The organism is Lactobacillus sp. PSON, from assembly GCF_052615405.1.
The window spans coordinates 31,159-43,875 of the sequence record NZ_JBQXFW010000008.1; the positions used below are offsets into that span (position 1 = coordinate 31,159).

Annotated in this window: 12 protein-coding genes; 6 read left to right on the forward strand and 6 right to left on the reverse strand. The window is 35.8% G+C overall.

Going from position 1 to position 12,717, the window contains the following annotated elements:
• Positions 1 to 73 precede the first annotated feature (73 nt).
• On the forward strand, positions 74 to 1,483 hold the full coding sequence (locus ACTHPI_RS07625) for an SLAP domain-containing protein (RefSeq protein ID WP_445353571.1): 1,410 nt from the start codon (positions 74 to 76) through the stop codon (positions 1,481 to 1,483).
• 55 nt (positions 1,484 to 1,538) lie between these two features.
• On the opposite strand, the gene dhaM is transcribed toward ACTHPI_RS07625, so the two are convergent.
• The 3 genes from dhaM to dhaK are packed head-to-tail and all read right to left on the reverse strand — an operon-like array spanning position 1,539 to position 3,496.
• Positions 1,539 to 1,907, reverse strand: coding sequence for a dihydroxyacetone kinase phosphoryl donor subunit DhaM (gene dhaM / locus ACTHPI_RS07630; RefSeq protein WP_445353572.1), 369 nt, complete (start codon positions 1,905 to 1,907; stop codon positions 1,539 to 1,541).
• Complete coding sequence (dhaL, locus tag ACTHPI_RS07635) at positions 1,904 to 2,488, reverse strand: dihydroxyacetone kinase subunit DhaL (RefSeq protein ID WP_445353573.1); 585 nt, start codon at positions 2,486 to 2,488, stop codon at positions 1,904 to 1,906. The genes dhaM and dhaL overlap by 4 nt, the downstream gene beginning before the upstream one ends.
• A gap of 12 nt (positions 2,489 to 2,500) precedes the next feature.
• The gene (gene dhaK, locus ACTHPI_RS07640) at positions 2,501 to 3,496 is read right to left on the reverse strand and encodes a dihydroxyacetone kinase subunit DhaK (protein WP_445353574.1); all 996 of its coding nucleotides are present in this window, start codon (positions 3,494 to 3,496) and stop codon (positions 2,501 to 2,503) included.
• 183 nt (positions 3,497 to 3,679) lie between these two features.
• Between dhaK and ACTHPI_RS07645 the strand changes: the two genes are divergently transcribed.
• On the forward strand, positions 3,680 to 4,654 hold the full coding sequence (locus ACTHPI_RS07645) for a ribose-phosphate diphosphokinase (RefSeq protein WP_144354734.1): 975 nt from the start codon (positions 3,680 to 3,682) through the stop codon (positions 4,652 to 4,654).
• A gap of 45 nt (positions 4,655 to 4,699) precedes the next feature.
• On the opposite strand, the gene ACTHPI_RS07650 is transcribed toward ACTHPI_RS07645, so the two are convergent.
• Together ACTHPI_RS07650 and ACTHPI_RS07655 are read right to left on the reverse strand one after the other, a co-directional pair.
• The gene (locus ACTHPI_RS07650; RefSeq protein ID WP_445353575.1) at positions 4,700 to 5,050 is read right to left on the reverse strand and encodes a hypothetical protein; all 351 of its coding nucleotides are present in this window, start codon (positions 5,048 to 5,050) and stop codon (positions 4,700 to 4,702) included.
• 56 nt (positions 5,051 to 5,106) lie between these two features.
• Positions 5,107 to 6,477, reverse strand: a complete 1,371-nt coding sequence (locus tag ACTHPI_RS07655) for an HD domain-containing protein (RefSeq protein WP_445353576.1) — start codon at positions 6,475 to 6,477, stop codon at positions 5,107 to 5,109.
• A 120-nt stretch (positions 6,478 to 6,597) separates the two neighbouring features.
• Between ACTHPI_RS07655 and ACTHPI_RS07660 the strand changes: the two genes are divergently transcribed.
• From ACTHPI_RS07660 to ACTHPI_RS07675, 4 genes are all read left to right on the forward strand, one after another.
• Positions 6,598 to 7,002 carry a DUF1934 domain-containing protein gene (locus ACTHPI_RS07660; protein ID WP_445353577.1) on the forward strand — a complete coding sequence of 135 codons (405 nt, stop codon included), beginning with the start codon at positions 6,598 to 6,600 and terminating at the stop codon, positions 7,000 to 7,002.
• A 46-nt stretch (positions 7,003 to 7,048) separates the two neighbouring features.
• Complete coding sequence (gene rpoE, locus ACTHPI_RS07665; RefSeq protein ID WP_445353578.1) at positions 7,049 to 7,612, forward strand: DNA-directed RNA polymerase subunit delta; 564 nt, start codon at positions 7,049 to 7,051, stop codon at positions 7,610 to 7,612.
• Between the two features lie 143 nt (positions 7,613 to 7,755).
• Positions 7,756 to 9,375 carry a CTP synthase gene (locus tag ACTHPI_RS07670; RefSeq protein WP_445353579.1) on the forward strand — a complete coding sequence of 540 codons (1,620 nt, stop codon included), beginning with the start codon at positions 7,756 to 7,758 and terminating at the stop codon, positions 9,373 to 9,375.
• Between the two features lie 128 nt (positions 9,376 to 9,503).
• Positions 9,504 to 10,808 carry a UDP-N-acetylglucosamine 1-carboxyvinyltransferase gene (locus tag ACTHPI_RS07675; RefSeq protein ID WP_445353580.1) on the forward strand — a complete coding sequence of 435 codons (1,305 nt, stop codon included), beginning with the start codon at positions 9,504 to 9,506 and terminating at the stop codon, positions 10,806 to 10,808.
• A 482-nt stretch (positions 10,809 to 11,290) separates the two neighbouring features.
• Here ACTHPI_RS07675 and ACTHPI_RS07680 read toward each other — a convergent pair whose 3' ends face one another.
• The gene (locus ACTHPI_RS07680; protein ID WP_445353581.1) at positions 11,291 to 12,652 is read right to left on the reverse strand and encodes an APC family permease; all 1,362 of its coding nucleotides are present in this window, start codon (positions 12,650 to 12,652) and stop codon (positions 11,291 to 11,293) included.
• Positions 12,653 to 12,717 lie beyond the last annotated feature (65 nt).

Consider the following 12,717-nt stretch of genomic DNA (forward strand, 5'->3'; position numbering starts at 1 on the left):
AGATTAATTGTTTAATAAAGTATAATTAGTGATGAAACGTCATTAATTATATTTTTTTCGAAAGGAAAAGTATATGAAAAATAAAATTAAAATTATAGGTATAGCAGCAGTTACTATACTTACTGTTGCACCTGTAGTGACTTCAACTAGTCCAGTTTTAGCAGCAGAAACTGCAAAAGTTACAACAACTACTAATAATAGCATTGCTTATTTTACTTATAATGGTCAAAAATTAGAAAATAATGCGGTAGTACCTCTTAAAGAAGGTCTTCCAATTAAAGAGGGAGAAACTTTATTAGATATTTATGATGCCGCAAAAGATATAGTCAAGTTTGTCTCTCCTGATTCTAATTCAGATATAACCTTAGATATAAATTCAATTGCAACTCAATTGCGTAATCAAAATGTATCATTTGTTGGTGGTAATAGAAATGCTGCCAAAATAGTTGCACCTATTACTGGATTTAACTTAACTTTAACAGGCTATTATTCTAGACGAGATGCGAGTGGTAAATGGATTAATGAAAAAGTTAATGTGATTATTCCATTCGGAACAGGTGAGATTAAGAATGCTCCGCAATTTAAGATGGAGTATACTCAAGATGGAAAAACTAATACTATTAATCTCAACTCTATGACATTGCAAGTAGCAAAAGATTCTAAGTTTAATCCAACTGATTTTGTTGGAAGTAATGGAACTAGATATAAAATTTCTGCAAGTCAGTCTGATAAAGATTCTAAGAGTACAGAAATAAAAGTTTTAAAAAATGATGTAAACACATCAAAGGCTGGAAGTTTTTCAACTGTACAATTAGAAGCAAAAAATGCTGAAGGTAAAACATCGACAATTACTTATACTGTATTAGTTACTCCTGAAGGAAAGCAAAAGCTTAACTTAATGCCATCTAATTGGGTAAGAGGATTAGAAGATCAACAAGTATTCTACCAAGGTGATGAATATTATGTAAGTAATGAAACCAAGATTGAAGATGGTGTTTCTTATACTAAGATTTATAGAGATGCAAATAAAAAGTCAGGAACTTGGATTCAAACAATGTATTTTGCTAACCCATATCCTGCACCAACTATTGTAGAAAAAACTGTAATGCATAAGTCTTTAGTTTATTCATATGGTGGTGGAAGTAAGTACAGACATTATGCAGCATTTAGAAAAATTTATGTAGACTCAAAGCCTGTAGAATTTAAAGGTCAAAAATATTATCAAGTATATGAAAAAGATGGCAAGTATACTAGTGACTACCTCAAAGCTTCAAATATCGACGGCACTAAACGTACTCTCAAGCATAATGCCTATATTTATGCAACAAGCACTCGCCGTGCAGAACGTAAGGTATTGAAGAAGGGAACCAAGATTACAACTTATGGCGGTTCTTATAAGTTTAAGAATGGTAAGAGATATTACCGCATAGAGGGTGCAACTAAGACGAATAAAAGATATGTTAAAGTTGCAAATTTTGAATAAAATAATTAAAAAAATCGCTTCTCGTGTGAGGAGCGATTTTTGTGTGCATTGATAATTATTTGATTTTTAATGGTTTCAATTGTTTTTCGACATAATCCAAATCTGCATCCGCCTGAATAAGGCTTGCTGCAGTATATGCACCTTCGATAAAGGCAACATCATAAAGGTGAACTTTCTTATTGGACATCTCCATAGCCATTTCTAGATTCATTTTAGCACTGCCTAAATCATAAAAAGCCAATAGTTCATCGGCATCATTTTCATCAAAGGCTTTAATAATTTTTTCCATGCTTGTGCCAATTTCACCGTCATTTGTTCCACCAGCAGTAGTAATGGTTACGTCGCTTGCTACTTGATCGAGGAGCTTTTTAAGTCCTTGGGGAATTTCTGGAACATGAGAAACAAGTACAATTCCTAAATTCATAATAATCCCTCCGTTTCAAGCATTGCACTAAAGAGATAGCCACTTGATTGTGCACCGGGGTCAATGTGACCTTTTGAACGTTCTCCTAAGTAACTAGCACGTCCTTTTTTGGCAATCATATCTTTAGTTGATTCAACTGCGTTATTAATGGAATCTTCAGTTAAGGTATTATTTTTAACTTCAGGAATTAATTCTTCCCAAACGTCCACCATTGTCTTGTCGCCTTTTTGAGCGCCACCGCGTTTTTTTATTCCTGATAAGGCGGCTTGCAATAATTCATTTAAATCACTAGTTTCTGCGCTCTTTTTTGCCATTTCAAGAAAAGCTGTCCCATATAATGGACCAGATGCTCCGCCAACTGTGGAAATAAGAGCCATAGCAATTTTCTTAAAACCATTTTGGATATTATCAGGAGCAGGAGTGAGGCTCTTGACTACCGCTTGCATCCCTCTATCCATATTAAATCCATGGTCACTGTCCCCAATCGGGGTATCCAAATCACTCAAGTAATCTTTATTTTCATGCACTTTTTGTGCAAAATTATTCATCCAGTTAGTTAATGTTTCTACAGTTAATGTCATATTATTCGTCCTTTACCAGCCAATTGTTTCTACAGGATAGTTTAAGTAATCAAGCCACTTATCGTCTTTGATTTCAAATAAGGTAATTGAAATACCAGCCATATCAATTGAAGTCATGTAATTGCCAACTTTGGTAAATGCAGGTTTAACACCAAATTCTTCTAGTTCATTCAGTACATCATGAGTAAATATAAACTGTTCCATTAATGGAGTTGCACCCAAGCCATTAATCATCATGGCGTATTTTTTGTCGCCTGATAAGTTCATTTCATCATCAAGTTTTGTAAGTAGTTCTTTAGCTAGATCTTTAGATGGCTTAATTTTTTCACGGCGATAACCTGGTTCACTGTGAATACCAACACCGTATTCAATTTCGTCATCCTTTAATACAAAACCAGGCTTACCAGTTTCTGGATTTGTGGCAGCTTTCAGAGCAACTGCAATAGTTTTAATATTAGGCAAAATATCTTGGCCTAGCTTTTGTAGTTTATCTAAGTCCATTCCTTCTTGAGCAGCTGCTCCTAAAACCTTATGTACCAAAATTGTTCCAGCAACTCCGCGTCTGCCTTGAGTATAGGTACTATTTTCAACGGCAATATCGTCATCAACTACAACGACTTTTACATCAATATCATCCATTGCGGCTAAGTCTTTAGCCATATCAAAGTTCATGACATCTCCAGAATAATTCTTAACCACTAATAAGACACCTTGACCTTGATTGGCTGCTTTAATTGCTGCATAAGCTTGATCAGGAGTTGGAGAAGTAAAAATTTGTCCACAAACTGCAGCACTAAGCATTCCTTTACCAACATAACCAGCGTGAGCAGGTTCATGACCGCTGCCGCCACCACTAACAAGACCAACTTTTCCTTTCATTGAAGCTTTATTACTTCTAACAACAGCTTCAGCGTTTTTTATTTTTTCAATGTATTGCGGATAAGCCCGTACCATACCATCAACCATTTCTGGGACGATATTTTTTGGATCATTTATTATTTTCTTCATAATTAAATCTTCTCTCTAAAAAACAGTGAGTAAGTATTACATTTCCATTGTACTCGAAACCGCTTTCTTATTAAAGTAAGATATAAGATGCTAAAATATAGGTGAATATTGATTGAATATTCGTTCCATTTCGTTTGATGTCTGCTAAAATAGATAGTAGTTATAAATTTTACGGAGGAAACTATGTCTTACAAAGACGATTTGATGATTTTTGCCCTTAATTCAAATGTGCCACTTGCACAAAAGATTGCCGACCGTGTTGGTGTTCCACTATCAAAGTCTAGTGTTGAGCGCTTTAGCGATGGCGAAATTCAAATTAACATTGATGAATCTGTGCGTGGTAAGGATGTTTATTTAATTCAATCAACTAGTGATCCAGTAAATGATAATTTAATGGAATTGCTTATCATGATTGATGCTGTTCGTCGAGCAAGTGCTCGTACAATTAACATCGTAATGCCATATTACGGTTACGCTCGTCAAGACCGCAAGACTCGCGCTCGTGAACCAATCACAGCTAAGCTTGTTGCAGATATGCTTCAAACAGCTGGTGCTGATCGTGTTCTTTCACTTGACTTGCACGCACCACAAATTCAAGGATTCTTTGATATTCCAGTAGATAACTTAATGGGTGCTCCACTTCTTGCAGATTACTTCTTGAAGAATGATTTGGAAAAAGATGCCGTAGTTGTTTCACCAGACCATGGTGGTGTTACTCGTGCTAGAAAATTGGCTGAATTCTTAGGAACTAATATTGCTATTGTTGATAAGCGCCGTCCTAAGGCTAATGTGGCTGAAGTTATGAACATCATTGGTGATGTTAAAGGCAAGCGTGCAATTATCATTGATGATATGATTGATACTGCTGGTACTATCACTTTAGCTGCTCAAGCTTTAATTGATGCTGGTGCTACTGAAGTTTATGCATCAGCTACTCACGCAGTATTATCAGGTCCTGCCATTAAACGTCTTAATGATTCTCCAATTAAGAACTTGGTTTTGACTGATTCAATCAACCAACCAGCTGAAAAGAAGCTCGACAAGATGCTCTTGGTTTCTGTTGGACCACTTATGGGGGATGCAATCAAGATGATTCAAGATCACGAACCATTGAGTCCATTATTCAATACACGTTACCAAGAAGAAGAACGTGCATAGTTTTATACAAAAAAGCTTGGAATTATCCAAGCTTTTTTGTATTTTCTAAGCATTTCTTAAAGCAATGTGCCAAATGAAGAATCCAAAGCCAATAATTAAAGCAATTATACCATCAAGTAATAATGCATTGTAAAGACCACCAGCAAAGCCAAGTACTCCTGCAATAATCATTAAGACAAGACAAGCAATATCGCCACCTAAACTAGAGATTCTTTCAGTAGAAATATAAATAATTCCTCCAGCTAAGAACAACATTGAAAGCAAAATCCCAATTACTCCGCCAGCGACATTTTTATAATTAGATAAACCTAAAAATCCACTAGTAATAGCTTGAACAAATAACCAAATCCCGAAGACAATCATTAAAATGCCAACAATTAATTTTGTAATTCTCATAATTCTCGCCATCCTTTACTTTCAACTTAGCGCAGAAAGCGAATACAAGCAAGAATTTAGTCTTTATTATTTTTGTGTGGTTTTCTAATATAGTGTAAGGCACCATTATTTATGTATTTTTGAAATTGCTCATATAATGGGTCAAAAATCTGTGGTTCTTCACTTTTTGAAAGCATAATTTTAGGGAAAAAGAAACGCTCATCCCCTTGAAATGTACCATTGAGAGCTCGTACTAATGGACTTAATTGTGATAATTCAATTAGCGAGCCATCCATTTGCATGATTTCAATTTGACTGTTAGCATTTTTACCAGTAGGCTTATATGCATCGTAAGGTTCATCAAAGGCAGAGTTTGTATCAGTATAGTAAGTTGGGTCAAAGCCAGCTTCTTTGATAAGGTTCTTAAGTTTAGGTAATAAGTTTTTAGTTTCTTCGTCGATTTTAACGCTAGCAAGTGGCTTTCTAAATAAATATCGTTTAGAAAGATCAGCTAAGATAGGATCTGAAGAATCCATCCACATGGAGAAGTTGGTTTCCATTACGCCATCATTAAGTTTTAAATAATCATCTAAAGTCCAATCCCCATCTAAAAATTTGGCTAAACTTGGAGTTACATTTAAGTGACCACTTTGATAGACTACTTTAGCACGTTCTAATAAATGATGTAAAATTACTTCCATTGAACGTCCCACGCGATGAAAATATACTTGTTGATACATCTGATAACGTGATACGATATAGTCTTCAACAGCATGCATACCATTATTATTAAAGCAAATTCCATCTTTGTAAGGACGAATTACTCGTAAAACGCGTGAAATATCAAATTGTCCATAATTAGCGCCGGTATAATAAGCATCTCGTTGTAAATAGTCCATTCTGTCAGCGTCTGCTTGACTAGAAATCATTTTTACAACTTGTGCATTAGGGTAGGTTTTGTCGATGACACTAGCCACGAGTTCAGGAAAATTAGGTGTGACTTGTTTAAGAGCCTTATTAATTTCGGTATTAGGATCAGTGATGATTTTTTGTCCGATTTTTTCGTGATTAGTTCCAAATAAATGCTCGAATGTATGAGAATAAGGACCATGACCAATATCATGCAAAATTGCGGCACATTCTACAAGAAGGCGATTATTATCATCCCAAAGACCATCGCCAGGAGTTTGAGTAGGATAATTTTTACTAAAAATATTACAGATTCTGCGAGTTAATTCATAAACTCCTAAATTATGTTCAAATCGAGTATGCGTAGCTCCCGGGAAAACATAGCTAATTGGGCCAAGTTGTTTAATACGGCGCATTCGTTGGAATTCTTTTGATTTTAAAATATCTAAAATGACCTTATCTTCAATATGAATATATCCATGAACTGGGTCGCGAAGAACGACTTCTTGTTTAAGTTTTTTACTTTTAAATTTTGGCATAATGAACTTCCTTAAGCTTAATTAGTTAAATTTTTTTAAAATTCGCGTAAAATATATATTAGTTAAATAAATTATAACAAAAACGCTGGTAAAATGCTTTAAGGCAGGTGATATATAAAGATGACTAAAGTGCAAATTACATTAACTAGTACTATTGTTCAAGAAGAAGATCAAGAGAGTTTTGATAAAGAAATGCCCGGTGAAATAACCGAAGAAGATGGAGTTATTAGAATCTCTTATTTAGAAGATGGGGAAATACCTGTCAAAATGCTTTTAAAGGATAATGAATTAATTATCAAACGTGGTGTTGATAAACAAAATTATTCTTTTATGCGCTTTGTTCCCGGTGAAAAAGAAAAATGTCGATACTTAGTTCAAGGACGACAGATGGATTTGATTAGCGTGACTAACCTATTAGATTTTTCAACAGAAATTGATGGTAAACGTAAACTTCATGTTGAATATGACCTCTTTAGTGGACTATACTTAATAGGTAACTATACAGTCACGTTGATTTTTACTTAAATGCTTAGTAAAATAGTAAAGATTGCAAAAGAGAGGACGTACAACTGTGGGATTAGACAAGTTTAAAGATAAGAATCGTGAAGAATTGTCAATGATCGAAGTTGCTCGCGCAATTTTAGAAGATCATGGTAAGAGAATGGCTTTTGCAGATATCGTTAACGATGTTCAAGAGTACCTCGGTAAAAGTGATGAAGAAATTCGTACACGCTTGCCACAATTTTATACTGATATGAATACTGATGGTGAGTTCATTTCTATGGGTGATAACGTTTGGGCACTTCGTACATGGTTCCCATATGAATCAGTTGATGAAGAAGTTAACCACCCAGAAGATGAAGATGAAGACGACTCATCATACAAAAAGCACCACAAGAAGGTTAATGCATTCTTGGCAAGTGCAACTGGTAGTGACGATATTATCGACTATGATAATGATGATCCAGAAGATGAAGATCTTGATGTGGCTGATGATGATGATACTGATGAATATGGTGATGAAGATTCAGAGTTTGATGAAGATAATACTGAAGACGATGATGTATTGCCAGATGGTATTGAAGGTCAATTGTCACAATTAGATGATGATGAAGACGATGACGAAGAAAATTAAAATTAAATTTGCTTGATGCTTGACTTAAATGCAAAAAGCGGATAATATTTTTCTTGGGCACCCTAAGTGCGTTTAGCTCCTCGATGGGAGCTTTTTTTATTTTATTGATTAAAACAAAACAAAAAAGAGAAGGAGTTTGGCAAATGACAAAATACATCTTCGTTACCGGTGGTGTCGTATCTTCACTTGGTAAAGGTATTTCAGCATCTAGTTTAGGTCGTTTACTTAAGAATCGTGGGTTGAAGGTTACAATGCAAAAATTTGATCCATATATCAATATCGACCCAGGTACTATGAATCCCTACCAACACGGTGAAGTTTATGTAACTGATGATGGTACTGAAGCTGACCTTGACCTTGGTCACTATGAAAGAATCGTTGACGTAAGAACCAGTAAGTATTCAAACGTAACTACTGGTAAGATCTACAAGGAAGTTCTTGAAAAAGAACGTCGTGGTGACTACCATGGTGCAACTGTTCAAGTTATTCCACATATTACTGATATGATTAAGAAGAAAATCATGCGTGCAGCATTAACTACTGATTCAGACGTTATTATTTCTGAAATTGGTGGTACTGTTGGTGATATGGAATCTACTCCATTTATGGAAGCCATTCGTCAAATGCGTCGTGAAGTTGGAGAAGATAATGTAATGTACATTCACTGTACTTTAGTGCCATATCTTCATGCGGCTCATGAAATGAAAACTAAGCCAACTCAACATTCAGTTGCCGAACTTCGTTCAATTGGTATTCAACCTAACATGCTTGTTCTTCGTGCTGAAAAGCCAATTAATCAAGAATTGAAAGATAAGATTTCAACTTTTACTGATGTTCCAGTTGACCGCATTATTGAATCAATTGATGCACCATCACTTTTTGATCTTCCATTGGCATTCCAAGCTCAAGGAATGGACCAAAAGGTAGTTGACTTCTTACACTTAGATAGTCCAAAGCCAGAAGCTGATATGACTGCATGGACTAAGCTTGATGAACGTGCTAAGAACTTGAAGCATACTACTAAGATTACTTTAGTTGGTAAGTATGTAGAACTTGAAGATGCTTACATTTCAGTAACTGATGCTTTACAACATGCAGGTTACCTCTACAACACTAAGATTGAAGTTAACAAGGTACAAGCAGAAGATATTACTGACGATAACATTGCTGAAATCATGGAAGGTTCAGATGGTTTGATCGTTCCTGGTGGTTTTGGTACTCGTGGTCTTGAAGGTATGATTACTTCAATTAAGTATGCTCGTGAAAACGATATTCCATTCCTTGGCATTTGTCTTGGTATGCAAATGGCTAGTGTTGAATATGCACGTAATGTTTTAGGTCTTAAAGACGCTAATAGTGCAGAAGCTGATCCAGACACTCCAGATAACATTATTGACATTATGGCTGACAAGCGTGATGAAGAAAACATTGGTGGTACTCTTCGTTTGGGTCTTTACCCCGCAACTCTTAAAAAGGGAACTAAGACTCGTGAAGCATATGATGACCAAGATGTTATCCAAGAAAGACACCGTCACCGTTTCGAATTTAATAATAAGTACCGTGAAGCATTTGAAAAAGCTGGAATGGTATTCTCCGGAGTTTCTCCAGATAATCATTTAGTAGAAATTATTGAAATTCCAGATAAGAAATTCTTTATTGCTGCTCAATATCACCCAGAATTCTTGAGCCGTCCACAACGACCAGAAGGATTGTTCAAGTCATTCATCGGTGCTGCCAGCGGTCTTCCTGCTGAAAAGTTCTAGTTTCCATTTGAATAATGCAAAAAGCCGAAAAAACAAGGGTCGAGATGGTTTTCGCCTCTTGTTTTTTTCTCCATTTTCCTATAACATTATTATGACTATTGAAAGTAGAAAAGGATTTGTTTTCGCCAATGAAGCAGATGATAATTCATGGTGGGAGACCCCTGCAGGGCGATGTTTGGATCGGTGGCGCTAAGAATTCAACCGTTGCGATAGTTCCAGCATCAATATTATCAAGAACTCCCGTTACCTTGGAAGGTGTTCCAAGAATTGCGGATGTTGATAACTTAATGGACTTACTAGGTGAGATGGATGTTAAGTGCGATTTTGTTGAGACTACATTACGCATTGATCCAGAAGACATTAAGATGAGCCCTTTGCCAGCTGGTAAAGTTAAGAGTTTGCGTGCATCATATTACTTTATGGGTGCGCTTCTTGGTCGCTTTGGCAAGGCAATTGTAGGTTTTCCAGGTGGTGACGACATCGGCCCTCGTCCCATTGACCAACATATTAAAGGCTTTGAAGCCTTGGGCGCAAGTGTAAAAAATGAAAATGACCAAATTATAATTACTGCACCAGAAGATGGCTTACATGGTGCTAAGATTCATCTTAAGATGCCATCAGTTGGTGCAACCATGAACATAATCATGGCCAGCGTGACAGCTAAAGGACAAACCATAATTGATAATGCGGCTAAAGAGCCTGAAATCATTGATTTAGCAACCTTTTTAAATAATATGGGTGCTGTTATTCGTGGTGCGGGTACTGAGTCAATTAGAATTGAAGGTGTACCTGAATTACGGGCTAAAATTCCGCATACAATTATTCCTGATCGAATCGAAGCAGGAACTTATGTAGCTTTAGCTGCCTGCATTGGTAATGGGATTCGGATTCACAATATTATCGAAGAACATCTCGATTCATACTTGGCTAAAGTTGAAGAAATGGGTGTTGTAATTGATGCTGATGAAGATTCTCTTTATGTTTATCCAGCAGGAGACTTGAAGATGATTCAAGTTAAGACTGATGTTTATCCAGGGTTTGCGACAGATTTACAGCAACCAATCACTCCACTTCTTTTAACTGCTAAGAGCGGAGAAGGAGTAGTAATTGATAATATTTATCCTAAACGAATTGGACATATTGCTGAACTTCGTAAGATGGGAGCTAATATTCAAGTAGAAGATAATATTATCTTGGCTCACCCAACTAGCAAGATGCATGGTGCAGAAGTTACTGCTGGTGAAATTAGAGCAGGAGCTTGTTTAATGATTGCGGGCCTCATGACAGAAGGTACCACTATTATTGACAAAGCTGGTAATATCTTACGTGGATATGACCGCGTTGAAGAAAAGCTTCGCCGACTTGGTGCAGATGTATCAATTATTGATGATCCTGAAGTACCTGGTGTAATGGATGCAGTCGAAGAAGAATAAAAATAAAACCACTAGATTTTAAGTCTAGTGGTTTTTTTGTAAGGTATTATTTTTTAAAATATTTTTTGTTACAATAATGTTAGGTTCTTTACAACGGTTAGCTACCGCTGGAACTTAGTAACTTTTAGCATGGCTATACACCCCTCGCCACTTTGAAGTTATGGAGGTGGAAGTTTATGCATAATTGGATAGACTGGAGAAGCAGACTTCCTTGAAGATTATTTGGATTGCTGTTGCAATTAGTATAATCTTAGATGCGTATGGAAAGTTTCTAATACGTAAAGCAAAAGCTAATGCAATAACAAAAAAGACTAATCACAAGGATTAGTCACCAATCTAGTCATTTTGAAGTTACGATTGGAGCTAACGACTGCTACTCGTTAGTTCCTTTTCTATTATATTATAAAGATAAGAAAATATAATTGCAAATTAAAACCACTAGATTTTAAGTCTAGTGGTTTTTGTTATAGAAATAAATATCTTTATATTTTCTTTCTAAGTGAATCTAAAAATTCCTCATGTCTCTTGTCAGCCAACTTATCATGATCAATAAAGAAGTAACACCCTGCAGCAATAACAGCAACTGCTCCTCCAAGAAGAAGTGTTACTGCAGTAAAGTTAGTTATCATATAACAAGAAATAATCAAAGCAATAACTGGAATTGTATATTTTCCTGGAAGTGAAAATCCATGAGTAGGATATTCATCGCTATGCTTGAATTTTATGACTGCAAGGATTGATGGAACATATTGAACAAATGATGCAAGAACCGTACAAGCAACTAAGAACAAGTAACTCTGAGTGCAAAGAGCTAATGATAAAATTGCTGTAAAGATAATGCCGACCCATGGAGCATCATGTTTGTTCTTTTTGCCAATCCATTTTGGAAGCATTCCGTGTTCTGTGGCAAGGGATGCAATAAGTGATGGAGTGTTAAATGAAGCAGAAAATGCAACACCAAAAATTGAAATTAACATACCAACAATCATTAAAGCAAAGCCCCACTCGCCAACGCCAGTTCTTAAGGCACTAGCTAATGGGTTAGAGTAACCACCTAATTTAGAACCGGATAAGCCAATTGCAACAATCAACATTAAACAGTCTAGGATTGTTACACTAGTCATTACCGCAATTAAAACTCGCGGAATATTTTTTTCTGGGTGATTCATTTGTTTAGCAGCAATAGGAATAAAAGAAAACCCAGTAAACAAATAAAAGATAGGAGTAAATGCAGCTCCGAAGTGTTTCAAAAATGGAAGTGGTCCTTTAAGAGCTGCTTTTGGAATGATTGGTGTAAAGTGAGCTTTTTTAATGAAGAATACACCGATAATAATAAAAGCGAGCAAAGTTAAAATTTTAGCAGCTGCTGAAATGTTATTAACAAGCTTGACTAGTGATCTCCCAAAGAAATTAATAATTGAGAACAGCAGTATCAATACTACAACTCCAGCTGCATAAACTAGTGAATTTTTGAAAATTGGTAAAAAACTCTTCAACACTGTTAAAAGTGCAACTACTTCAGCTGATAGGGTGGTACAACCTAAAAACCAAGTAAAAATTCCGAGTTCGTATCCAGCAAATCTACCAAAGGCGTTATAAGAATAAAGCCATGCAGCTCCAGACCCCTTAAAACGACTGGATAAGTCTGCATAGCATAGCGCAATCATTGAAACGGTTACGGCAGTACAGAGCAAAACGCCAATAGCAGATAAATTCATATAATGATAAATGGTCGATGGAAGCAAAAATGTCCCTGAGCCAATGACAGCATTAATACCTAAAAAGTAAATCGAAATAAATGATAGTTTTTTAGGCACAGATTTTTGATTATTTTCCATAGTCATGCCTCTATTTCATCTAAACATCTAATTCCATTATAGTAGTTTATTAACGAATAGCTAAAATATAA